The following is a 23,214-nucleotide window of genomic DNA, read 5'->3' on the forward strand; positions in this document are numbered from 1 at the left end:
CCGCATTTGCGTACCGTTGCGTATCCGGCGGGGCGAGCCGACACACTACTTTTCCTGCAGCAAGGCGCAGGCGTGGCCGGACCCGACCGGGTCGGCACGCCCGCGCGCGCTCCGATAACATCCGGCCCGCCCTTTGCCCCAAGCATCTCGATGACCCAGCCCGTGCCAGCGTCCGTCCTGTCCAGCGACCCCACCGGGAACTCCGGCGGCGTGCTGGGCTTCGGGCCCTTCACCCTGGTGCCTGGCGAGCGGCTGCTGACGCGTGACGGCGCCCCGGTGGACATCGGCGGCCGCGCGATGGATGTGCTGCTGGTGCTGGTGGCGCACGCGAACACGGTGGTCAGCAAGCAGCGGCTGCTGCAGCTGGCCTGGCCCGGTGTCATCGTGTCGGACGGCAGCCTGCGCTTCCAGATCACGATGCTTCGCCAGGCGCTGGGCGACGGCAAGGACGGCGCGCGCTACATCGCCAACATCGTGGGTCGGGGCTACTGCTTCGTCGCCGCGGTGTCCAGATTCGTCGCCGATGCGCCGCGAGCCACGCACTCCGCACCCGCGGAACTCGCAGCCAGCCTGCCCGCGAAACTGGCGGACATGGTGGGCCGCGTGGAAGACCTCGGCGCCATCGCCGGCCAGCTGGCCGGAAGCCGCTTCGTCACCATCGTGGGCTCGGGTGGCGTGGGCAAGACGACGGTCGCCGTGCGAACCGGCCACGACCTGCTGGCGCACTTCGAGGGTGCCGTGTTCTTCATCGACCTGGCGGCGCTGAGCGATGGCGCCCTGGTGCCGACCGCCATCGCCTCGGCGCTCGGGCTGTCGGTGCGTTCCACCGACCCCGTGCCCAGCCTGCTGGCCTACCTGCGCGAGCGGCGCCTGCTGCTGATCCTGGACAACTGCGAGCACCTCGTCGAGGAAGCGGCCTTGCTGGCCGAGCGCATCTCGCAGGCCGCGCCGGGCGTCCACGTCCTGGCGACGAGCCGCGAGGCCTTGCGCACGCAGGGCGAGCATGTCCACCGCCTCGAGCCCTTGGAAACCCCGCCGGACCAGCCCGGCATCACGGCCCGCGACGTGCTGGCCTATCCGGCGGCGCGGCTGTTCGTGGACCGTGCGGCGGCCGGCGGCGCAGCGCTGGACCTCGACGACACGGACGCCCGCGTCGTCGCCGGCATCTGCCGCAAGCTCGATGGCGTGGCGCTGGCGATCGAGCTGGCGGCGCGCCGCGTCGCGACCTATGGGCTGCACCAGACGGCTGCGCTGCTCGACGAGCGCCTCACGCTGTCCTGGCCCGGCCAGCGCACGGCGCAGCCGCGCCACCAGACGCTGCAGGCCACGCTGGACTGGAGCTACCAGCTGCTCGACGACGGCGAGCGCGAGGTGCTGTGCCGGCTGCCGGTGTTCGTCGGCGACTTCTCGCTGGAAGCTGCGCGCCAGGTCGTGGTGGTGCCTGCGCTGAGCCAGGAGCAGGTGATCGCCGCCATCGCCAGCCTGGCCGAGAAGTCGCTGCTGGCGGTGCACCGCCTCGGGCCGCGCCTGATGTACAGGCTGCTGGAGAGCACGCGCGCCTATGCCTTGTCGAAGGCGGATGCCCAGGCCACCGCGTCGGCTTCCTTGCGGCACGCCATGTACTTCCGCCGCCGGCTGGAGCAGGTCGCGGCCACCGACGGTGCCTTCTCGCGCGATGCCGGGCGGGCGGCGGACGGGGCCGACCTGGGCAACGTGCGCGCGGCGCTGCAGTGGTGCTTCGACCCGGGCGGCGCGCCCGAACTGGGAACCGCGCTGGCGGCGGCCGCAGTGCCGGCCTTCCTGGCCATGTCGCTGCTGGCCGAGTGCCACCGCTGGTCGGAGCGCGCGCTGGGCGAGCTGCCCGAGTCCTCGCGCGGCAGCCCGGCGGAGATGAACCTGCAGGCGGCGCTGGGCCTCTCGCAGATGTTCACCCGCGGCAACAGCGAACAGGTGCGCCATGCACTGGAGCGCAGCCTGGCGGTGGCCGAGGAACTGGGCGACACCGCCAGCCAGGTGCAGCTGCTGGCGCGGCTGCAGATCTTCCACGAGCGCATCGGCGATTTCGTCGTCTCGCTGGGCTACGCACAGCGCAGCATGGCGGTGGCAGGCACCATCGCCGACCCCACCGCCCGTGCAACGGCCAACTCGCTGCTGGGCCTGTGCAAGCACCTCACCGGCGACCAGGCCAGCGCGCGCCCGCTGCTGGAGGCGGCGATCGCGGCGGCGGTGCATCCCACGCAGGGCAGCACCATCTACTCGGGCTTCGACCACTGCAACCGGGCGCGGATCGCGCTGTCGCGCACCTTGTGGCTGCAGGGCCACTCAGACCAGGCCGTCGTCGTGGCCCAGCAGGCCGTCGACGAGGCGCGCCGGCTCGGCCACCCGGTGACGCTGTGCATCGCGCTGATCTGGGCCGTGTCGGTCTACCTCTGGGTCGGCGACCTGGCACGGGCCGAGCGGGACATCGACAGCTTCATCGCCTATGCGGAATCGCATTCGCTCACGCCCTATCTGGCGGTGGGGCGCGGCGTCAAGGGCGAGCTCGCGCTGCGCAGCGGCGACCCGGCGCGCGGCGTGGCCGCGATCGAGCGCTGCCTGGTCGAGCTGCACGAATCGCGCTACGAGCTGCTCACCACGGCCTTCAACCTCACGCTGGCCGAGGGGCAGATCCTGGTCGGCAGGACGGAGGACGCGATCGCCCTGCTCGACGAGACCCTGGCCCTGGTGCATGCGAACGGCGACCTGTACAACCTGCCCGAGCTGCTGCGGGTCAAGGCGCGCGCCCTGGCCAGTTCGCCCGCGCCGCGCCACGCGCTGGCCGAGGACTGCCTGCTGCAATCGCTGGACTGGAGCCGTCGCCAGGGTGCCCGCGGCTGGGAATTGCGCACGGCGATGGACCTGGCGCGCCTGTGGAGCGCGAGCGAGCGCCGCCAGGATGGCCGGGTGCTGCTGCGGGATGTGCTCGCCGGGTACGCCGAGGGTTTCGGCACCGCCGACCTGCGCGACGCGAGCGCGCTTCTTGCGAGCCTGGACGGGCCCGGCCGCAAGCCCCGGCGGCTGGCTAACAACGCCTAACACCGGCCATCGCCGGCGATGCCCATCTCGGTGCCCGCCGCGCTCCAATGCGATGCGGCCCGGCGATCCCCGCCGGCCTGGAGATACCCATGCATGACAAGCTCCCCTTGACCCCTGGCCCGTCCCGTTGGACCGCGCCCTTCTTTCCGGCCCCGGCCTCCAGCGTGCCGCACGAGCCCGGCCATTCGACGCTGGTCTTCGTGGTCGACGGCGACGCGGCAAGCCGCGACGCGCTGGCCACGCTGGTCGATGGCAGCGGACGCCGCACCGAGTGCTTCCCGAGCGCGCAGGAATTCCTGGGCCGCGCACCGCACGCCGGCCCGAGCTGCCTGGTGCTGGATGTGAACCTGCCCCATGCCCAAGGCATCGAGTTGCAGCGGCGCATCGTGGCCGAGCGCAGCGGAATGCCGGTCATTGCCACGACGGGCAAGGCGGATGTACCGGTGGCCGTGCAGGCGATGAAGGCGGGTGCGATGGACTTCCTCGCCAAGCCGATCTGCGCATCGAGCCTGCTGCGCGCTGTCGACGAGGCGCTGGCGCGCAGCCGCGCGGCCATTGCGCAGGCGGTCGACATGCAAGACCTGCGCGTGCGCTACGACGCGCTGACGGCCCGCGAGCAGGAGGTGATGTCGCTGGTGGTGCGCGGCCTGCTGAACAAGCAGGTGGGCGCCGAGCTGGGCATCTGCGAGGTCACGGTGAAGGCGCACCGCGGCAATGCCATGCGCAAGATGGGAGCCCGTACCCTGCCGGACCTGGTCAACATGGCCGCCAGGCTGGGCGAGGCGGTGCAGTTGGCCGCCTGAACTGCGAGCGGCCGCGTCATGCGCGGCCGCGGGATGGCCTGTCCGGCACTTGGCCCGACGGGCGGGCGCCCGGCCATCGCTGGCCGAGTGCCGACATCACTCCACGCCGTCGGACACGCCCTGCGCTGCGGCGGTGATCGCCTGCGCGCGCACGGCCTGCCGGTCCACCGTGCTGTGCGCAAGCTGGACCACGCCATCGCCGGCGACGTCGCTGTAGGGGTTGCCTGCGCGGGCGGCCGCGTAGGCCTGTGCCCGCACCTGTGCGCGATCGGCCTCGTGCGGCAGCGGGGTGGGCGCATTGGCGTTGGCGCCGTCGCTGTACGGATCGGGGCTGTGCGCGGCAACCACCGCTTCGGCCTGCACCTGGCTGCGCGGGGCCGACGATTGAAAGCGCAGCACACCCTGGTACTGCTCGGCATGGGCGCTGGCGGCAAGAAGGGCGGAGACCGCGGCGGTGGAAAGAAGGAGGCGTGCAAATGACTTCATGGATGTCTTTCAGTGGTGGAGGTGGGTGCGCCGCCTGCCCGGTCGTCGGGCCGGATCAGCCGGCGTGGTGAATTCTTGGATCGGCAAGGGCCGCCTTGCATGGAACGCGTATGGCTCTGTATCGCGGTGCACATGCAGCACAGTAAATTTCAATTCAGGGTGCGCGGCGGGTGAAGACGTAGTCGCGGTCCTTGACCCGGGCCGCGTGGCAGGCGAAGCAGGTCTGGTGCTGCGCCAGGTCGGCCGGCCTGCCATCGATGAAGCGGCCGAAGCCCCAGCCGCCGGTGTCGGCGTAACGCTTCGAATCCTTCACCATGACCTGGACGGTGGTCGCCGGCCCCGGGATGGTCGCCGACTCGAACTCCGGCGACGGCACCTGCTTCCAGGCCAGCTTGACTAGCACCGTGCCATCGGGAAAGGGCAGCGTGCCCTTGCCATAGGCGCCGACCGCCTTGTCGTTGCCCAGCACGGCGCGCAGCTCGTCCAGCGGCGCTGCTTCCGTGGCGGGCGCGATGAGCTGCCACTGCCGGTAGGCCTTGGGAATGGTCACGCCGTAGATGGGCGAGGCCTCGGGTTTCGTGGCATCCCCGGTGCTTCCCGAGGCGATGGAAATGACGGCGCCGCCCGCTGCCAGGGCGACGGCGCCCAGGTACAGCAGCACCGACTGCGCGGCCGGGCGTCGTGCACGCGGTGTGGACGTGGACGGGACGGAGTTCTCTCTGGGCGATGGCTTCATGAAAAGGGCCTCGAAGGGGTTGGGGGAAGTGCGTCGGCACGGGGGCGGCACCGGCGCGGGCCCTGAAGATTCTTCGGGCGCCGGCGCCGGCTCGCGCAGCTTGCGCATGTCCATGTATCTGCCTTCACGGGCCCACACACTTCGATTCGTTCCCGGCAAGCGCAGGCCAGCGCCGCGGGTATTGCTTCGTGTCGCATCGCGGCGCGTACACAGTGGAATACAGGCACCTGGTTCTGCGGTGAAGTGACGCCTTTCAATGCGGCGTGCACCGATCCGTCGCATGGCGCGAGGGGCGGTCAGGCACGCCACTTCAACCCAGGACCCATCCATGAAATTCACTTCCCGTCGTCTCCTTCGCGCCTTCGTCGCCGTCGGCGTGCTGACGCTGACCGGCGCATTCGCCACCCTTGGTGCATCCGCGCAGACGCCAGCTGCGAAGGACGCCGCCAGGCCGACCATCGTGCTGGTGCACGGCGCCTTCGCGGAGTCGTCGAGCTGGGACGGCGTCATCCGCAAGCTGCAGGCGCAGCATTTCCCGGTGATCGCTGCCGCCAACCCGCTGCGTGGCGTGAAATCCGATGCGGCGGAGATCGCCAGCCTGGTCGATTCCGTGAAGGGCCCGGTGGTGCTGGTCGGCCATTCCTACGGTGGCATGGTGATCGCCGAGGCGGCCAGGGACCGGCCGCAGGTCAAGGGCCTGGTCTTCGTCGCTGCCTTCGCGCCGGAGGCGGGTGAATCGGCCGGTGCGCTGGCCGGCAAGTTCCCGGGCAGCACGCTGGGCCCGGCCCTGGCGCCGCCGGTGGCGCTCGCGGGCGGCGGGCGCGATCTCTACATCCTGCAGGACAGGTTCCACGACCAGTTCGCCGCGGACGTCCCGGCGAAGGCGGCCCAACTGATGGCGGCCACGCAGCGTCCCATCGCGGAGGCGGCACTCGGCGAGGCGGCATCGGCCGCCGCATGGAAGACCGTTCCCTCGTGGTTCGTCTATGGCGACGGCGACAGGAACATCCCGCCTGCCGCACAGGCCTTCATGGCGGCGCGTGCCAAGTCGGTGAAGACCGTGGTGGTCAAGGGCGCTTCGCATGTGGTGATGACCTCGCATCCCGACACCGTGGCCCGGCTCATCGCCGAGGCCGCGAATCACTGAGGCGCGTCGGCCCCGTCAGCGAGGCCAGGGAACGGCAGAGCCTGCCGTTGCGTTCGCCAGCGATGCCGGGGCGGCTTGCGGGCCGCTCGCCCAGGCGCGCGTCCGGCGCCATGCGCGGCGAAGCAGCGCAAGGGCCGCCATCGGACCATGCGTTTGCGACTCGGCCGCTGCGGGGCGCTCCCGCGCCGCCCTCAGCGCATGGGCCCACCACGAAAGCTCGTCCAGCATGTCCTGCGCGGCCCGGGCCAGGTGCGGGTAGTCGTCGAAGCCCCGGTCCATCTGCCAGACGCTCATGACCTCGTGCAGGCTCAGGTGCACCTCGCGGCTCATCGGCGCCATGCGCAGCGCCGACGCCAGCGAGCGCAGGGCGTGCACGTTGGACATGCCCACCCGCCGGCCGTAGCCGACGAAGCCCACGGGCTTGTGGAGGAAGGCCGTTCTTTCCGCGCCGGCCTGTCGGGCGATGCGCAGCGCATCGTCCCCGGGGACCACCACGACGAAGCCATCGAGCCGATCGAGCGCGGCGCGCCAGGCCTGGGCGATGGCCACGCGCGGCGTGCCGGCTTCCCCGGGGAGCGAAGGCGCGTCGAAGAAGGGCAGGGGGTGGTGGCCGAGGTCCACGAGTTCGACCCGCAGGTCCTGCCGCTGGCTGGCGAGCTGATGGATCCAGTGCGCGGGCACCTCGGAGAGTCGGCCCTGGCGCGACGCGCCGAGGATGACGCCGATGAGTGGCTTGCTGCTCATGATGGGAGTGCAGAGAAGGGTTGTCGAAGCCCGCGATCTCACCCGAGGCAGGCGCGCTGCGCCATTGCACGATGGTCGCGACAGCGCCCGCTGCGAAATCTATTGTCGGCAAACCGACCGCAGATACACGGGGATACGCAGCCCCGTCCGGCACCCCCACCTGTCGCCCATATTCGCCTCCGCCAGCCGCCGGGCGGCCGGCACGGGCAGATGCATCACGAGCCTTCCTGGCGATGCGCTTTCCCATCCCTCCACCCTGAATCCACCACCACGCACAAGGAGCGTTCCGATGTCCGACTCATTCAACCTGCCGCGCCGATCCTTCCTCGGAGGCGCGACCCTCGGCGTCGCGGCCGCCCAGCTGGTCGCCGCGGTGCCGGCCTTCGCACAGTCGGCGGGCTCGCCGAACGCGGCCGGCCGCGGCCGCGGCGGCAACGGCACCCAGCGCATGGAGCCGCTCAAGACCATCGACGCCGGCGTGCTCAAGGTGGCCTACTACGAAGCCGGCCCCGCCAGCGGCGAGCCGGTGATCCTGCTGCACGGCTGGCCCTACGACATCCACACCTACGCCGATGTCGCGCAGCTGCTGGCCGCGGCCGGCCGCCGCGTCATCGTCCCTTATCTGCGCGGCTATGGCGAGACGCGCTTCCTTTCCAGCGAGACGCCGCGCAACGGCCAGCAGGCGGCCATCGCCGTGGACATCATTGCGCTGATGGATGCGCTGAAGATCCGCAGCGCCACGGTCGGCGGTTGCGACTGGGGCGCGCGCACCGCCTGCATCATGGCGGCGCTGTGGCCCGAGCGGGTGAAGGCGCTGGTGTCGGTCAGCGGCTACCTCATCGGCAGCCAGGCGGCTGGCAAGATCCCGCTGCCGCCGCAGGCCGAGCTGCAGTGGTGGTACCAGTTCTACTTTGCCACCGAGCGCGGCCGTGCCGGCTACGAGAAGAACCGCGAAGCCTTCGCGAAGCTGATCTGGCAGACCGCCTCGCCCAGGTGGGACTTCGACGCCGCCACCTTCGAGCGCAGCGCCCGCGCCTTCGAGAACCCCGACCACGTCGCCATCACGGTGCACAACTACCGCTGGCGCCTCGGCCTGGCCGATGGCGAGGCGAAGTACCAGGCACTCGAGGACAAGCTGGCACAGGCGCCCGTGATCACCGTGCCCACCATCACGCTGGAAGGCGATGCCAACGGCGCGCCGCACCCGGAGCCCGCCGCCTACGCGAAGAAGTTCTCCGGCCGCTACGAGCACCGCAACCTGCAGGGCGGCATCGGCCACAACCTGCCGCAGGAAGCGCCGCAAGCCTTCGCCGCCGCCATCCTCGACCTGGCGCAGCACTGAACAGCGCGGGAGCCCTTCCATGTGGAACATCCACCAGGCCTACATCGATGGCGCCTTCGTCGCGGTGCACGGCGACGAGGTCGTGGACATGATCGCGCCAACGACGGAGCAGCGCATCGGCCGCGTCACGCTGGGCAACCGCGAGGACGCGAAGCTGGCCATCGCCGCCGCCCGGCGTACGCAGCCGATGATGGCGGCCACGACCAAGGCGCAGCGCATCGACATGCTGCGCCGCCTGCAGGCGGCGGTGCTGGCGCGCACCGAAGAACTGCGCGACGTGACCATCGAGGAATACGGCGGCCCCTGGGCGCGTGCCCAGTGGGTCAGCCGCTATGCCTCGGAATGCTTCGCCAACGCGGCGCAGGTGCTGGAGGCCTACCCGCTGAGCCATCCGGTGGGGACGGCCACCGTGACGATGCAGCCGGTGGGCGTCGCAGCGCTGGTCGCGCCCTGGAACAGCGCCGTGGGCACCGTCTGCTGCAAGCTGGCCTCGGCCCTCTCGGCCGGCTGCGCCACGGTCGTCAAGCCCAGCGAGATGAGCCCTCTGCAGACGCAGGTGCTGGCGCAGGCGCTGCACGAGGCGGGCCTGCCGCCGGGCGTCTTCAACATCCTGCTGGGGCGGGGCGCCGACGTGGGCGACGAGATCAGCACCAGCCCGGACATCGCCAAGATTTCCTTCACCGGCTCGACGGCCACCGGCAAGACGATCGTGCGCGCGGCCGTGGAGACCATGAAGCGCGTCAGCCTGTCGCTTAGCGGCAAGTCCGCTTCCATCGTGCTGGACGATGCGGACCTCGATGCGGCCGTCTCGCAGGCCATTGCGGCCGCGTTCATGAACAACGGGCAGGCCTGCGTGGCCGGCACTCGCCTGCTGGTGCCGCGTTCGCGCGCAGGCGAGATCGTGGAGCGGGTGAAGGCGGGCGTGACGGCCCTGCGCGTGGGCGATCCGCGCGATCCGGACACGGCCGTCGGGCCGCTGGCCAGCCGCGCGCAGTTCGAGCGCGTGCGCGGCTTCATCCGCCGAGGCCTGGACGAAGGCGCGACGCTGGTCGCTGGCGGCGAGAGCCGGCCCCAGGGCCTGGAGCGCGGGTTCTTCGTGCAGCCCACCGTCTTCGCGGATGTGCGCAACGACATGGACATCGCGCGCCAGGAGATCTTCGGGCCGGTGCTCTCGGTGATCGCCTACGAGGACGAGGCACAGGCGATAGCAATCGCCAACGACTCGGTCTATGGCCTGCAGGCCTACGTGTTCTCCTCGCAGCCGGAGCGCGCGCAGCGCGTGGCGGCGCAGCTGGAGGCCGGCACGGTGCTGATCAACCGCGTGCAGCCCGAACTGCTCGCGCCCTTCGGCGGCGTGAAGCAGTCCGGCATCGGCAGGGAGTTCGGCGTGGCCGGGCTCGAATCCTTCCTCGAGGCCAAGGCGGTCGCCGGGGCATAGGCGCGCGGCGTGCGGTCACAATGCGGCGCCGCGACCCGCTCGGGTCGCGGCCGCCGCTCCGCATTCCGATCTCCCGCCTCCCCATGTTCACTCTGACCCGCATGACGCTGCAGCGCGCCAGGACCGAGCGCCTGCCCCAGGTTGCCGGAAGCCTGGCATTCACGACCCTGTTGTCGATCGTGCCGCTGCTGGCCGCCAGCTTCGCGTTGTTCACGCGCTTCCCGGTCTTCCGCAAGCTCAGGGAGTCCTTGCAGGAATTCCTGCTGAGCAAGCTGCTGCCGTCGGACATCGCGCAGACGGTGCTCAAGTACCTGAACCAGTTCGCCGGCAACGCCAAGGGCATGAGCTGGATCGGCTTCGGCTTCCTGCTGGTCACCGCCGTCGCGATGCTGCTCACGGTGGAGAACGCGCTGAACCAGATGTGGCAGGTGAAGAAGAAGCGGCCTTTCTTCAAGCGGGTCGGCCTGTACCTGCTGGTGCTGGCCATCGCGCCGGCGGTGCTGGGGCTGAGCCTGTGGGCCAGTTCGTACCTCCTGGCCGCTTCGCTGGGGCTGATCGGCGCGCTGCCGCGCTCGCTGGCATTCGTGTTCGACCTCGCGCCGCTGCTGCTGGGCGTGGCCGCGATGTCCAGCCTGTTCTACTTCGTTCCCAATGCGCCGGTGCGCCTGGGCGATGCCATCGCCGGCGGCGTGCTGGCCAGCGTGGCCTTCGAGCTGGGCAAGCGCGGCTTCGCGATGTACCTGGTCAAGGTGCCGACCTACAGGACGCTGTACGGCGCCTTCGCGGTGCTGCCGATGTTCCTGCTGTGGGTGTACTTTTCCTGGCTGGTCACGCTGCTCGCGGCCCTGATGACCGCCAACCTGGCGCTCGGCCGGCGGCGCGCGCCGGCATCGCGCGGCGGGCGCAGCGGTGGCGCTGCCGCCAGCCTGCGCCTCAAGTAGCCGGGTGCGCCGCGCACCCCCGCCATAATGCGCAGCGATCCGTCCCAGCCAGCCAGAATGAGTGCCGCAGATTTCCTCCTTGCCCCCGAAGTCCAGAAACTGTTGAAGGTCGTTCTTGCGGAGCCCGCGAAGACTTTTTCGGCAAGCGAACTTGCCAAACGCACCCGGCTGGAAGCGCAGGACGTGGAGCGCACGCAGGAACACCTGCTCAAGAGCGGCATCCTCGCGCGGCACAAGCCCACGGGCGACGACCAGGCAGGAACGGTCGGCGCGAACACCGCCTTCATCTTCTACGCCGAGTTGCGGGCCATCGCGCTCAAGTCCTTCGCGGCCGCAGAGCCCATCCGCGCGATGCTGCGTTCGAAGTTCAAGGACTCGGTGCTGCGCGCCTTCCTGCTCGGGGAGGACGAGGAGGCCACGATCGAACTGCTGGTGGTGCACGGCCAGCAGGTGCCCGACGAGGCGCAGATGTCGACGGCCTGCCGCAAGCTCTCCGCCACCATCGGCCGGCACCTGAAGGTGCACGTCATCTCCAGCAGGAAGCACGAGGCACTCACGGCACGCGACGACCTGGGCGCCAGGCTGGCCGCGGGCCCTGCCATCGAGATCATTGCGCTGGGGGACACCAAGGCCCAGCCGGCCGTCGAGCGGGGCGGGCTCCTCCAGAGTGCCAGGCAAAAGCTGGCGGCGCTGGCCCGGTAGTCTTGATCGTTGATGCCCGCGCCGACCGCGGCCACCGGGCAGTCGTGCGGCACGAGGAGTCCGTCTCGATTTCGTACCGGCATCGATACGAAGTTAAGCTTTAAGGTTACATTTTGTAGTAACATTAAGTCTTACTTCCTCATTCTGCCCTGAACAAATGGCCCGTTTGCTCCTGATGCGCAAGAACCGCTCGCCCAAGCAGATCGACCTGTCCGGCGAGCGAACGCTGATCGGGCGCGACGCCAGCAATGACGTGCGCATCGACCATCCCAGGGTGAGCCGCAACCATGTGGAGCTGCGCGTCGAGGGCACCACCACCTGGCTGATCGACCTGGGCAGCCGCAACGGCACCGTCGTCAACGGCCACCTGGTGAAGCACTGGGCGCTGCATCACGGTGACGTGGTGCAGCTCGGCGACTGCACCATCCGCTTCCTCACGCGCCACACCCACTTCGAGCTGCCCAAGGAGTTGGCCCTGGCGGACTGAGCGCCGGGCTTTCAGTCGCAGGGCTGGAAGCGCTGGCAGGGCTCGGCCAGCTGGATGGAGGTGAGCGTGTTCTCGCCCGCCAGGTACTTCGCGGTGAACCTCACCGACGCGCCCTCAGCAATGCCGGCAAGCAGCGCGCGGTCGGTGACGAGGAAGTTCTGTGTCGAGAACGGAATCTTGGCCCGGGGCAGCAGCTTCAGCCGCACGTAGTACCTGCCGTCGGATTCCTTGAAGAAGGAGCGGACCTCGGCGCGCGTGTAGACGACGGCCTCGTCCGCGGGCTTCTTTTCGTCGGCGGAAGCGCTGTACGCCAGGGCCGCAGCGGCGGCTGCAATGGCGACCGAAGCAATGGTCGTGCGCTTGAACATGTGTGGCGAGCCCTCGGCGGATGGCGACCCCGCCGATTTTGGGCCCGCGGGCCCTCAGCCCGCACGCACCACCTGCGCTGCCTGCGCTGCCTAGCGCAGGGTCGCCGCGATGGTGGTGTTGCTGCTGCTGCGGGCGCCAGGCTGCGCGTGCGCGGCGGCTTCTTCCAGCGTCCTGGTCGAGAAGAGCGCCATGGCAAGCGTCGCTGCAAACGGGAGGGCCAGCACCCATGCGCCCCAGGTGTATGCAAGTCCGATGGAAAAGAGAACGGTCAGGAGCAGGATGGCGACGCGCAGCATGGCGCCAGTGTGCCTTTCAAACGCGGTGCAGCCGCGTGAAGGAGTAGGCAGCCTGGCGCTTTATTGGTCAGCCGTCTCGCAGCAGCGCGTCGGGACCCCACCGACACGCCGGCCTTCGACCCGGAAGGATCAGGCCGCCGGCCGGCCCAGGATCAGGTCCGCCGCCTTCTCCGCGATCATGATCGTCGGCGCGTTGGTGTTGCCGCCCACCAGCAGGGGCATGACGGAAGCATCCACCACGCGCAGCCCCTCGACACCGCGCACCTTCAGCTGCGGGTCCACCACCGAATCCGCATCGCCGCCCATGCGGCAGGTGCCCACCGGGTGGTAGGCCGTGTCGGCCTTGGCACGGATGAGCTCGCGGATCGCCTCGTCGTCGCTGCCGTCGGCGCGCAGCTGGCCGTGGTGCATGGGCCGCGCGCCGAAGCGGGCCAGCGGCTTCTGCTCCAGGATGCGCTTGACGATGCGGGTGCCGGCCACCAGCGTCTCCATGTCCTGCGGGTCCGAGAGCATGTTGAGGTCGATCGCGGGCGCGCGCGCCGGGTCGGCCGAGCCCAGCCGCAGCTGGCCGCGGCTTTTGGGCCGCAGCACGCACACGTGGCAGGAGTAGCCGTGGCCGAAGCGCTCCCGGCGGTCCACCAGCGCGGGAATGAAATGCAGCTGCAGGTCGGGCTCGGCCAGCTCGGGCCGGCTCTTGAGGAAGGCGCCGGCCTCGGCCAGGTTGCTGGACCACATGCCCTTGCGGCTGCGCAGGTAGCGGCCCATCTCCAGCGTCATGCGCAGGCCGCCGCGCACCGACATGCCGAACAGCTCGGCTGTCGTGAGGCGCTCGGCCAGCACCACGTCCACATGCTCCTGCAGGTTGCCGCCCACGCCGGGGCTGTCGTGGATGGGCGCGATGCCCATGTCCTGCAAGTGAGCGGCCGGGCCGATGCCCGAGAGCATCAGCAGCTGCGGCGAGCCGAAGGCGCCTGCGCTCAGGATCACCTCGCGCCGCGCGCGCAGCAGCTCTTCCTGCCCGTCGCGCACGAGGGCCACGCCCACCGCGCGGCGGCCTTCGAACACCACGCGCTGCACCTGGCAGCCGGGCAGCACCTCCAGGTTGGCGCGGCCGCCGCCCAGGCCCATGTCCGCATCGCGCTCGCCGTGCAGGTAGGCGCGTGCCGCATTCCAGCGCTCGCCATTTTTCTGCGTCACCTGGAACAGGCCCACGCCTTCCTGCACCGCGCCGTTGAAGTCGTCGTTGGCCGGATGGCCCGCCGCCTTCGCCGCCTCGATGAAGGATTTCGAGAAGGGGTTGGGCGTGCGCAGGTCCGCCACGTTGAGCGGGCCGTCGGCGCCGTGCAGGGGGTGTGCGCCCAGGCGCTCGTTGCGCTCCGAGCGCCTGAAGTAGGGCAGCACGTCCTGCCAGGCCCAGCCTTCGCATCCCAGCGCGGCCCAGGCGTCGTAGTCGCCCGGGGTGCCGCGGATGTAGACCATGCCGTTGATGGAAGAGCTGCCGCCCAGTCCCCGCCCGCGCGGCTGGAAGCCGCGACGCTGGTTCATGGTGGCTTGCCGCTCGGTGCGGAAGGCGTAGTTGCGCACGCCGCGCTGTGCCGCGGTGTAGGCCAGGGCCACCGGCGTGGTGACCATGGGGCTGCGGTCGTGCGGGCCGGCCTCGAGAAGGGCCACGCTGTGGGTGCCGCCGTCGGCCAGTCGCCCGGCCAGGGCGCAGCCCGCCGAGCCTGCGCCCACGATGATGTAGTCGTAGTTGAGCGTCACGCTGTCTCCAGAAGTCGTTGTGCGGGGATGCGCCGTGCATGCGTCCCCTTCGTCGTGTTCGTCGGAAGGCACCTGGGCGACACGCGCCCCATGCCTGCGCCTTGAAGTAAAGCCGCGCGGCATGCCCGGCGTCGCCACCCGATTCGGGGAGCGCGTCTCGTCTTCCTCTCAGGGTCTGTGCGCAGGGGCTAACCCTGCCACCCGCCTCAGGTGGTGGCCCCCGCCACGCCCGCTCCTACCGTATGGGCCGAGAGAGCAAAACCCCACCAACGAAACGAGGAGACACCCGGGTCATGTCAGGCTTCCAGGCACAACAACAACACGCGATGCGGCGGCACGCGCTGGGCACGGCCGTCGCCGTGCTCTGCGCCACGCTCGCCAGCGGCGCGGCTGCGTTCGAGATCAACACCGGCAACGACGACATCGAGATGCGGTGGGACAACACCATCCGCTACAACCTCGGCCAGCGCGTGCAGTCGCAGGACCCGGCCATCCTGAAGAACATCGGCGCCGACGACGGCGACCGCAACTTCGGCAACCACAGCCTCGTCAACAACCGGCTGGACCTGCTGAGCGAGTTCGACGTCGTCTACAAGAAGAAATTCGGCGGACGCCTGAGCGCCGCGGGCTGGTACGACCAGGCCTACGGCGGCAGCTTCGACAACACCAGCCTGGCCACCTCCAACCACCTGGTCAACGGCCGGCCGGCCTACGGCATCAGCGACTATGCCGACCGCTACTACCACGGCCCCTCAGGTGAAATCCTGGACGCCTTCATCTTCGGCAACGTGGAGATCGGCTCCACCGCGCTGGGCGTGCGCGCCGGCCAGCACACCGTCAACTGGGGTGAGGCCCTGCTGGGCGGCGGCGCCATCCACGGCGTGACCTACGCGCAGGCACCGCTGGACCAGGCCAAGGCCTTCGCCAGCCCCGGCATCGATGCCAAGGAGCTGTACCGTCCGCTGACGCAGATCTCCAGCACGCTGCAGGCCACGCCGGAACTCTCCTTCGCGGCGCAGTACTTCTTCGACTGGCAGGCCACCCGCGCGCCCGAAGGCGGCACCTACCTGGGCTTCAACGACGCACTGCAGTTCGGCGGCGAATCGCTCTTCGTTGCGCCGGGCGTGCGCGCCCTGCGCGGACCGGACATCCGTCCCAAGGACAGCGGCGACTACGGCGTGGCCTCGCGCTGGAGCCCGCAGTGGCTGGACGGCACCATGGGCTTCTACCTGCGCAACTTCTCCGATCGCCTGCCGCAGGTGGTGGTCAAGGGCACCGCGCCGCGCCAGTACTTCATGACCTATGGCAGCGACGTCGACCTGTACGGCTTCAGCCTGGCCAAGCAGATCGCCGGCATCAGCTTCGGCATGGACCTGAACTACCGCCGCAACATGCCGCTGGTGAGCGATGCGGTGGCCATCACCTCGCTCGCGCAGCTGCCCAAGCAGGGCGAGCTGCTGGGCGCGCGCGGCAACACCACGCACGGCGTGCTCAACGCGCTGGGCACCATCGGCTCCACGCCGCTGTTCGAAGCCGCGTCCTGGGCCACCGAGCTGACCTGGAACCGCTGGAACTCCGTCACGCAAGGCGCGCAGTACTTCAAGGGCCGCGACAACTACACCGCCATCGACAAGGTCAGCCGCGACTACTTCGGCCTGGCGATCAACTTCACGCCGACCTGGTACCAGGTGTTCGCCGGCGCGGACCTGTCCATGCCCATGAGCTACTCGCGCGGCCTGTCGGGCAACTCGGCCGTGACCTTCGGCGGCAACGAGGATGCCGGCAGCTGGGCCCTGGGCCTGGCGATGGACCTGTACAGCAAGTACCGCTTCGAGCTGAAGTACGTCGGCTACTTCGGCGATTACGTCACCGGTCCCACCGGTGCCGTCGTCACGCCCAACGGCAGCACCGCGCTGCTGAAGGACCGCGGCGCCGTCTTCTTCACCTTCAAGACCACGCTCTGAACACCGCCGGCATATAGCGGAGACACCTTATGAAGTTTCAAGCATCCACCATGATCTGTGCGGGCGCGCTGCTGCTGCCCCTGGCCGGCGCGCACGCCACCGCCACGCCCGAGGAGGCCAGGCGCCTGGGCAACGAACTGACCCCCGTGGGGGCGGAGAAGGCCGGCAACAAGGAGGGCACGATCCCCGCCTACACCGGCGGCCTGAGCACCCCGCCGGCCGGCTACGACAAGAGCCGCGGCGCCGTGCGGCCCGACCCCTTCGCCAGCGAGAAGCCCCTGTACTCGGTCGATGCGAAGAACATGGCCCAGTACGCCGACAAGCTCAGCGAAGGCGCCAAGGGCCTGATGAAGCTGCACGCGGACTTCCGCATCGACGTGTATCCCACGCACCGCACCGTGGCCTATCCCAAGTCGGTGCTGGACAACACGGTGAAGAACGCCACCCGCGCCAGGCTCACCGAGGACGGCCTGGGCATGACCGGCGCGCGTGCCGGCATCCCCTTCCCGATCCCCAAGAACGGCAACGAGGTGATGCTGAACTACCAGGCGCGCTACCAGGGCCTGGCCTACCAGGTGCCCAGGTACTCGGCCTACAACGTCGACAGCAACGGCAAGATGGTGCTGGCCACGCAGGGCTCGTGGACCATGGAGTACCCCTACTACGACGAGTCGCGCGAGGGCGACACCACCGGCGTGCTCAACCGCGCCCGTGCCAACTACTCCGGCCCGGCGCGCCGCGCCGGCGAGGCGCTGTTGGCCATGGACCCGATCAACTACGCCGACAAGGGCCGTCGCGCCTGGCAGTACATGCCCGGGCAGCGCCGCGTGCGGCTGGCGCCCGACATCTCCTACGACACGCCCAACCCGGGCACCAACGGCATGTCGACCTATGACGACGTGAACCTGTTCAACGGCAAGATGGACCGGTACGACTTCAAGCTGGTGGGCAAGAAGGAACTGCTCGTTCCCTACAACACCTACCGCTTCTCGTACAACGACAAGCCCGAGGACGTGTTCCAGGCGAAGTTCATCAACCCCTCGGTGGTGCGCTGGGAACTGCACCGCGTGTGGGTGGTGGACGCCACGCTGAAGGAAGGCGCGCGCCACATCTACTCGCGCCGCACCTTCTACGTGGACGAGGACAGCTGGACCGTGATGGCGAGCGACCAGTACGACGGCCGCGGCCAGCTGTGGCGCGCCGGCTTCGCCTACCTGAACCAGGCCTACGACGCCGGCACGCCCATCAGCACCGCCGGCCACTACGACCTGATCGCGGGCAGCTACTACATCAACATCTGGCCCGGCGCCGGCGGCGTGAAGATCATGAACGAGCTGCAGGCCGACGCCGTGTGGACGCCGGAAAGCCTGGCGGGTCAGGGCGTGCGCTGAGGCACACCCGCCGCACCCGCAGACAGACAGGCACGCCGCCCCCTCGGGCCGCTCCGACCACCGGAGCCGGCATCGAGCGGGGCGCTGCGCCTTTCTCCAAGGAGACAAGAAACATGCTGCACCGAGCCCTCCTGTGGGCTGCCGTCGCCTGGGCGGCCCTGGCCGCGCAGGCGGACCAGCCGGCCGCCGCGCAGGCCGCCTTCAAGGCCGCGCCCGAGCTTGCCGCGCAGAAGACGCCGCTGGCGCAGCGCGCACCCTACAACGCGCTGGCCCTGGCGGGCACGCGCATCGTGGCCGCCGGGCAGCGCGGCCACATCCTCTATTCCGACGACGGCGGCAGGAGCTGGACACAGGCCACGGTGCCGGTCAGCTCGGACCTCACCGCCCTGAGCTTCGCCAACGCGCGCCAGGGCTGGGCCGTGGGCCACGAGGGCGTGGTGCTGCACACCGCCGACGGCGGCGCCACCTGGGCCCGCCAGCAGGACGCCGCGCGCGAACCCGACCGGGCCTTCCTCGACGTGTACTTCGAGACCGAGAAGAAGGGGTACGCCATCGGCGCCTTCGGCCTGCTGCTGCGCACCGAGGACGGCGGCGCGCACTGGACGCCCTTCGAGCAGGTGGACAACCCCAAGTCGCTGCACCTGTACGCGATGCGGCCGGCGGGCGGCGCGCTCTTCGTCGTGGGCGAGCAGGGGCTGGTGCTCAAGCTCGACGCCGAAGGCAGGCGCTTCGCCGCCGTGCCCTTGCCCTACCAGGGCACGCTGTTCGGCGTCGCGGGCACGCCGGCCATGGCCATCGTCTACGGCCTGCGCGGCAACGCCTGGCGCAGCACCGACGGCGGTGCAAGCTGGACGCAGGTGCCCACGGGCATCGGCGCCGGCATCGCGGCCGGCACGGTGCGCGAGGACGGCGCGGTGCTGCTGGCCAGCCAGGCTGGCCATCTCCTCGTGAGCCGCGACCAGGGCGCGAGCTTCAGCCGCGTGCAGCGCCAGGGCGCGGCGCCGGTGTTCGCGCTGGCGAGCGCCGGCGCATCGGGCGTGGCGCTGGCCGGCATCGGCGGCGTGCGCATGGAGACCCTCCCATGATGACGAGCAAGCAAGACGTGAACGAACAGGCTTTCGACCGCCACTCCGGCAGCTGGCTGGAGCGCCTCATCTTCAACCACCGCCTGTGGGTGCTGCTGGCCTGTGCGCTGGCCACCGTGGTGCTGGGCTGGCAGGCCACGCGCGTAAGCCTGAACGCGGCCTTCGACAAGACCATTCCGCACCACCAGCCCTACATCCGCAACTTCCTGGACAACCGCGGCGAGCTGCGCGGCCTGGGCAACGCGGTGCGCGTCGTCGTGCAGAACCCGCGCGGCGACATCTTCGATCCGGCCTACATCCAGGCGCTGCGCAAGATCAACGACGAGCTCTTCCTCATGCCCGGCGTGGACCGCGCCAACGTCAAGTCGCTGTGGATGCCGGTGGTGCGCTGGAACGAGGTGACCGAGGAGGGCCTCACCGGCGGCCCGGTGATGCCCGACCGCTACGACGGCTCGGCGCGCAGCACCGAGCAGCTGCGCCTGAACATCGCGCGCGCGCAGATCGTGGGCAGCCTGGTGGGCAAGGACTATCGCTCCAGCATGATCTTCGTGCCGCTGCTGGACAAGGACGTGCGCACCGGCCAGCCGCTGGACTACTGGGAGCTGTCGCGCCGGCTGGAAGAGCTGCGCGCGAAGTACGCCATCGGCCCCGACGGCCAGCCCCTGCTGGAGATCCGCATCGTCGGCTTCGCCAAGGTGGTGGGCGAGCTGCTCGCGGGCCTGCAGCAGATGCTGCTGTACTTCGCGGTCGCCGCCGTGATCGCGGCCGCCATCATCCTGGCCTGGACGCGCTGCGTGCGCAGCACCGTGCTGGTGGTGGGTTGCTCGCTGGTGGCTGTGCTTTGGCAGCTGGGCCTGGTCACCTGGCTGGGCCACGAGCTGGACCCGTATTCGATCCTCGTGCCCTTCCTGGTGTTCGCCATCGGCGTGAGCCATGGCGCGCAGAAGATGAACGGCATCATGCAGGACATCGGCCGCGGCATGCACCGGCTGGTGGCCGCGCGCTTCACCTTCAGGCGGCTGTTCCTGGCCGGCCTCACGGCGCTGGCGGCCGACGCGGTGGGCTTCGCGGTGCTGATGCTGATCGACATCCCGGTGATCCGCGAGCTGGCCATCACCGCCAGCCTGGGCGTGGCGCTGCTGGTGTTCACCAACCTCGTGCTGCTGCCGGTGCTGCTGTCCTATTCCGGTGTGAGCCCGATGGCCGCGGCACGCAGCATGCGGGCAGAGCAGGGCGAGCCGGGCGCGCTGTGGCGCACGCTGGAGCGCTTCGCAGAGCGCCGCTGGGCGATCGGCGCCATCGCGGTGGCCCTGCTGCTGTCCGCCGGTGGCCTGGCACTGAGCACGCGGCTGAAGATCGGCGACCTGGACGCGGGCGTGTCCGAGCTCAAGCCCGAGGCCCGCTACAACCTCGACAACGCCTACATCAACGACAGCTACGCGCTCTCCAGCGACCAGTTCGCGGTGATGGTCAAGACCGCGCCCGAGGGCTGCCTGGAATACGCCACGCTGGTGGAGACCGACCGCCTGGCCTGGGCGCTGCAGCAGGTGCCGGGCGTGCAGGCCACGGTGGCACTGCCCGACGCGGTGCGCCGGATCACGGCCGGCTCCTTCGAAGGCAGTCCCAAGTGGCTCACGATCTCGCCCAACCAGGACGTGCTGAACTACGCCGCGCGCACCGCCAGCGTGAGCAACCCCGAGCTGTTCAACAACGAATGCTCGCTGATGCCGGTGATCGCCTACCTGGCCGACCACAAGGCCGAGACGCTGGACCGCGTGGTGAAGGTGGCGGCGGATTTCGCGAAGGCGCACAGCACACCCGAGCGCCAGTTCCTGCTGGCCGCCGGCAGCGCCGGCATCGAGGCCGCCACCAACATCGTCGTCAAGCAGGCCAATTTGATGATGCTGGGCTACGTGTACCTGGGCGTGATCGTGCTGTGCTTCATCACCTTCCGCAGCTGGCGCGCGGTGGTGGTGGCGGTGGTGCCCCTGGCCATCACCTCCATCCTGTGCGAGGCGCTGATGGTGCTGCTGGGCATGGGCGTGAAGGTGGCCACGCTGCCGGTGATCGCGCTGGGCGTGGGCATCGGCGTGGACTACGCGCTGTACCTGCTGAGCATCCAGCTGGCGCGCCAGCGCGCGGGCGACACGCTGGCGCAGGCCTACCGGCATGCGCTGCGCTTCACCGGCAAGGTGGTGGCGCTGGTGGGCGTGACGCTGGCGGCCGGCGTCATCACCTGGGCCTGGTCGCCCATCAAGTTCCAGGCCGACATGGGCATCCTGCTGACCTTCATGTTCATCTGGAACATGGTGGGCGCGTTGGTGCTGATTCCGGCGCTGTCGCACTTCCTGCTGCGCAACGTGGGTGCGCCGCGAACCAGGGGCGCGAAGTCGGCGGCGAAGGTGCAGGTCGATAATGCGGAACGCAGCCTCACCGCTGCCACGCACTGAATCCTTCACCCGACCGCTTTCTCGCCGATGACCCAGCCGCCCGATGCACCGACACCCCAGAAGCAGGAACAAGGTTTCGAGCGCGCCAGGGAACTGTTCCTCCAAGGGCTGGACCTGCTGTCCAGGGCGCGCCTGGAAGAAGCGGAGCAGGCCTTCGCCGGCTCGCTGGCGCTGCTGCCGCATCGCATCTCCACGCTGGTGAACCTGGCGGCCGTGCGGGTCAAGCTGGGCTGGCCGGACGAGGCGATCGAGGCCGCCGACCAGGTGATCGCGCTGGAGCCCGGCAATGCCGATGCGTGGTTCCATCGCGCCGAATCGCTGGTGCTGGCGGACCGGCGTCCCGAGGCGCTCGAAAGCTTCGCGAAGGCCGGCCAGCTGCAGAGCGCCGCGCTGCCCTGGTTCCGGCACGGCCAAGTGCTGCAATCGCTGGAGCATGACGACGAAGCCTTGGACTCGTACCAGCGCGCGCTCACCGCCGACGCCACCTTCGCGCCCGCGTGGACCAACGCGGGCAACATCCTGCGGGAGCGTTCACGCCTTCGCGAAGCGGCGCACGCCTTCCGGCAGGCCATCGCGCACGGCGGCGGGGATGCGCTGAACACCTACTACCTGGCATCGGTGTCGGGCGATGCGCAGGCCGGCGCGGCACCGGGCCAGTACGTCGAAGGCCTGTTCGATTCCTACGCCGAGGGCTTCGACAAGCACGTGGTCGAGGTGCTGGGCTACCGCGCCCACGAGGTGCTGGCGAGCGAGACGGTTCGGCTTGCGCCGGGCCGCTGGTTCCGCTCGGTGCTGGACCTGGGCTGCGGCACCGGCCTGTGCGGCGCATTGCTCAAGACCTGCAGCGAGCGCATCACCGGCGTGGACCTGTCGGCCCACATGCTCGCCAAGGCGAAGCAGGGCGGCCACTACGCGCAACTGGCGCAGCAGGACATCGACGGCTTCCTGCGCCAGACCGACGGGCGCTACGATCTGGTGATGGCGGCCGATGTGTTCATCTACGTCGGCGATCTGGCGGGCGTTTTCGCCGGCGTTCAGCGCGTGGCCGACGAGGGCGCCCTGTTCTGCTTCTCGCTGGAAGAGCTCGGCGCAGACGCCGCGGCGGAGTTCGAACTGCAGCCCACGCTGCGCTTCGCGCATTCGGAGCGCTACGCCAGGCGGCTGGCGGCCGAGCACGGCTTCGACTGGGTGCATGCCCTGCGCACGCCAGTGCGCTATGACCAGCGCAAGCCCATCGACGGGCTCTTCGTCTTCCTGCGCAAGCGCGCGACCTGAGCGCCGCGTACCCGCCGAGCCGACGCCTGAACCCCGCCTGAACGGGCGTCGATGAGTGGCGCTTGACGATTCGAGCGAGCGAACCACAATGGCCGGCCAAGCAACTGCAGGAGCAATTCAATGAACAAGCGTCTATTCCTGGCAGCCGGTCTTCTGACCGTCCTCGCCTCTGCATGCACCACCACCACCGGCGACTCCGGCGATCCGGCCAAGCGCCGCGCCAGCATCGACGGGCAGGTCGACAGCGCGCTGTCCAAGCTCTACACCCAGGCGGCGGGCTCGCGTGAAATGGTGGCCAAGGCCAAGGGGGTGCTGGTGTTCCCCTCGGTGGTGTCGGCAGGCCTGGGCATCGGCGGCTCCTACGGCCAGGGCGCCCTGCGCGTGGGCGGCAAGACCGATGGCTACTACAGCACCACCGCCGCCTCGGTGGGCCTGCTGGCCGGCGCCGATTCCAAGGCCGTCTATGTCCTCTTCATGACGCAGGAGGCGCTCGACAAGTTCCGCAACAGCAAGGGCTGGACCGCGGGTGCCGATGCTTCCGTGACCATGCTCAAGGTGGGCGCATCGGCCGCCGTCGACACGCAGACGATGCAGCAGCCCGTGGTGGGCTATGCGCTGAGCAACGCGGGCCTGATGGCCAACCTGAGCCTGGACGGCACCAAGGTCAACAAGCTCGATCTCTGATCGTTGGGGCGTGCGGCCTCCTTCGGCGAAGGAGCGCC

At 69.8% G+C, this 23,214-nt stretch carries 20 protein-coding genes; 14 read left to right on the top strand and 6 right to left on the bottom strand.

Going from position 1 to position 23,214, the window contains the following annotated elements:
- Positions 1-162 precede the first annotated feature (162 nt).
- Together BM345_RS20615 and BM345_RS20620 are read left to right on the top strand one after the other, a co-directional pair.
- Positions 163-3,075: an ATP-binding protein gene (locus tag BM345_RS20615; protein ID WP_254789845.1), complete on the top strand. Its 2,913-nt coding sequence runs from the start codon at positions 163-165 to the stop codon at positions 3,073-3,075.
- 89 nt (positions 3,076-3,164) lie between these two features.
- Complete coding sequence (locus BM345_RS20620; RefSeq protein ID WP_093382934.1) at positions 3,165-3,878, top strand: response regulator transcription factor; 714 nt, start codon at positions 3,165-3,167, stop codon at positions 3,876-3,878.
- A 96-nt stretch (positions 3,879-3,974) separates the two neighbouring features.
- On the opposite strand, the gene BM345_RS20625 is transcribed toward BM345_RS20620, so the two are convergent.
- Positions 3,975-4,364: a hypothetical protein gene (locus BM345_RS20625; protein WP_093382936.1), complete on the bottom strand. Its 390-nt coding sequence runs from the start codon at positions 4,362-4,364 to the stop codon at positions 3,975-3,977.
- A 154-nt stretch (positions 4,365-4,518) separates the two neighbouring features.
- Positions 4,519-5,100, bottom strand: coding sequence for a cytochrome P460 family protein (locus tag BM345_RS20630; RefSeq protein ID WP_093383081.1), 582 nt, complete (start codon positions 5,098-5,100; stop codon positions 4,519-4,521).
- A gap of 328 nt (positions 5,101-5,428) precedes the next feature.
- On the opposite strand from BM345_RS20630, the gene BM345_RS20635 reads away from it, so the two are divergent.
- On the top strand, positions 5,429-6,247 hold the full coding sequence (locus BM345_RS20635) for an alpha/beta fold hydrolase (protein WP_093382939.1): 819 nt from the start codon (positions 5,429-5,431) through the stop codon (positions 6,245-6,247).
- A 15-nt stretch (positions 6,248-6,262) separates the two neighbouring features.
- Here BM345_RS20635 and BM345_RS20640 read toward each other — a convergent pair whose 3' ends face one another.
- The gene (locus BM345_RS20640) at positions 6,263-6,991 is read right to left on the bottom strand and encodes an NADPH-dependent FMN reductase (RefSeq protein WP_093382941.1); all 729 of its coding nucleotides are present in this window, start codon (positions 6,989-6,991) and stop codon (positions 6,263-6,265) included.
- A 289-nt stretch (positions 6,992-7,280) separates the two neighbouring features.
- Between BM345_RS20640 and BM345_RS20645 the strand changes: the two genes are divergently transcribed.
- From BM345_RS20645 to BM345_RS20665, 5 genes are all read left to right on the top strand, one after another.
- On the top strand, positions 7,281-8,333 hold the full coding sequence (locus BM345_RS20645) for an alpha/beta fold hydrolase (protein WP_093382944.1): 1,053 nt from the start codon (positions 7,281-7,283) through the stop codon (positions 8,331-8,333).
- 19 nt (positions 8,334-8,352) lie between these two features.
- Positions 8,353-9,771, top strand: a complete 1,419-nt coding sequence (locus BM345_RS20650; RefSeq protein WP_093382947.1) for an aldehyde dehydrogenase family protein — start codon at positions 8,353-8,355, stop codon at positions 9,769-9,771.
- An 83-nt stretch (positions 9,772-9,854) separates the two neighbouring features.
- Complete coding sequence (locus BM345_RS20655) at positions 9,855-10,712, top strand: YihY family inner membrane protein (RefSeq protein ID WP_093382950.1); 858 nt, start codon at positions 9,855-9,857, stop codon at positions 10,710-10,712.
- A 102-nt stretch (positions 10,713-10,814) separates the two neighbouring features.
- The gene (locus tag BM345_RS20660) at positions 10,815-11,414 is read left to right on the top strand and encodes a hypothetical protein (protein ID WP_254789847.1); all 600 of its coding nucleotides are present in this window, start codon (positions 10,815-10,817) and stop codon (positions 11,412-11,414) included.
- A gap of 157 nt (positions 11,415-11,571) precedes the next feature.
- Positions 11,572-11,901, top strand: coding sequence for an FHA domain-containing protein (locus BM345_RS20665; protein ID WP_093382955.1), 330 nt, complete (start codon positions 11,572-11,574; stop codon positions 11,899-11,901).
- An 11-nt stretch (positions 11,902-11,912) separates the two neighbouring features.
- Here the strand turns inward: BM345_RS20665 and BM345_RS29780 are convergent, their stop codons facing one another.
- The 3 genes from BM345_RS29780 to BM345_RS20680 form a co-directional block, all read right to left on the bottom strand.
- Positions 11,913-12,269, bottom strand: coding sequence for a copper-binding protein (locus BM345_RS29780; protein WP_139237572.1), 357 nt, complete (start codon positions 12,267-12,269; stop codon positions 11,913-11,915).
- A 90-nt stretch (positions 12,270-12,359) separates the two neighbouring features.
- A complete protein-coding gene (locus BM345_RS20675) occupies positions 12,360-12,566 on the bottom strand; it encodes a hypothetical protein (protein ID WP_093382957.1) in 207 nt (68 codons plus the stop codon).
- A 129-nt stretch (positions 12,567-12,695) separates the two neighbouring features.
- On the bottom strand, positions 12,696-14,327 hold the full coding sequence (locus tag BM345_RS20680; protein ID WP_254789849.1) for a GMC family oxidoreductase: 1,632 nt from the start codon (positions 14,325-14,327) through the stop codon (positions 12,696-12,698).
- 293 nt (positions 14,328-14,620) lie between these two features.
- On the opposite strand from BM345_RS20680, the gene BM345_RS20685 reads away from it, so the two are divergent.
- The 6 genes from BM345_RS20685 to BM345_RS20710 all read left to right on the top strand — a co-directional run bounded on the left by BM345_RS20685 (position 14,621) and on the right by BM345_RS20710 (position 23,176).
- A complete protein-coding gene (locus tag BM345_RS20685) occupies positions 14,621-16,291 on the top strand; it encodes a DUF1302 domain-containing protein (protein WP_093382960.1) in 1,671 nt (556 codons plus the stop codon).
- 29 nt (positions 16,292-16,320) lie between these two features.
- The gene (locus BM345_RS20690) at positions 16,321-17,682 is read left to right on the top strand and encodes a DUF1329 domain-containing protein (protein ID WP_093382962.1); all 1,362 of its coding nucleotides are present in this window, start codon (positions 16,321-16,323) and stop codon (positions 17,680-17,682) included.
- Between the two features lie 113 nt (positions 17,683-17,795).
- The gene (locus BM345_RS20695) at positions 17,796-18,767 is read left to right on the top strand and encodes a WD40/YVTN/BNR-like repeat-containing protein (protein ID WP_093382965.1); all 972 of its coding nucleotides are present in this window, start codon (positions 17,796-17,798) and stop codon (positions 18,765-18,767) included.
- Positions 18,767-21,217, top strand: coding sequence for an efflux RND transporter permease subunit (locus tag BM345_RS20700; RefSeq protein ID WP_254789851.1), 2,451 nt, complete (start codon positions 18,767-18,769; stop codon positions 21,215-21,217). The genes BM345_RS20695 and BM345_RS20700 overlap by 1 nt, the downstream gene beginning before the upstream one ends.
- 27 nt (positions 21,218-21,244) lie before the next feature.
- Positions 21,245-22,492 carry a methyltransferase domain-containing protein gene (locus tag BM345_RS20705; protein WP_093382971.1) on the top strand — a complete coding sequence of 416 codons (1,248 nt, stop codon included), beginning with the start codon at positions 21,245-21,247 and terminating at the stop codon, positions 22,490-22,492.
- A gap of 120 nt (positions 22,493-22,612) precedes the next feature.
- Positions 22,613-23,176 (top strand): BPSL1445 family SYLF domain-containing lipoprotein, encoded by a 564-nt coding sequence (locus BM345_RS20710; protein ID WP_093382973.1) that lies wholly within the window; start codon positions 22,613-22,615, stop codon positions 23,174-23,176.
- The last annotated feature ends 38 nt before the right edge of the window (positions 23,177-23,214 follow it).

Origin of the sequence: Variovorax sp. OV329 (assembly GCF_900114785.1) — a bacterium.
GTDB lineage: Bacteria > Pseudomonadota > Gammaproteobacteria > Burkholderiales > Burkholderiaceae_C > Variovorax.